This window comes from Oleiphilus sp. HI0123 (assembly GCF_001635315.1).
This window is the reverse complement of record NZ_LWGE01000802.1, coordinates 1-352: the sequence shown is the minus strand read 5'-3', so window position 1 is coordinate 352 and position 352 is coordinate 1. Positions and strand designations below refer to the sequence as shown.

Below are 352 nucleotides of genomic sequence, written 5' to 3'. Positions count from 1 at the left end.
AATAGCCCAAGGAAAAGCATGCTAATTAAACGAAATCTAACGTAGAACATAGCTCACTCCCAAACTTAAAATATCTGTTGCAGCAAAGTCTTCACCACTGAGCGCATGATTCCACGAGAGCTTGTAGATCCAATCCATAGCGACTGTTGAATAGGCAATACTTAATCCCAGCGACTGCTTTTGAAAACCAGGAAGGGAGCTGTCTTTATTCCCATCAATTTCACCGACCTTTTCGCGTAAATCATTATAGGATGTGGTCACAGTAAGCGTGTCCATTGAGTCTAAAAAATGCGTATAACCAAAAGCCAGGCTTGTTGACAGGCGCTTACCTAATTGCAGATCATAGGGGTCG

Annotated in this window: 1 protein-coding gene; it reads right to left on the bottom strand. The window is 42.6% G+C overall.

The window, feature by feature from the left end:
• Positions 1-36: 36 nt before the first annotated feature.
• Positions 37-352: hypothetical protein (locus A3761_RS27275; RefSeq protein WP_197472927.1), on the bottom strand; the 316-nt coding region annotated here is incomplete at its 5' end.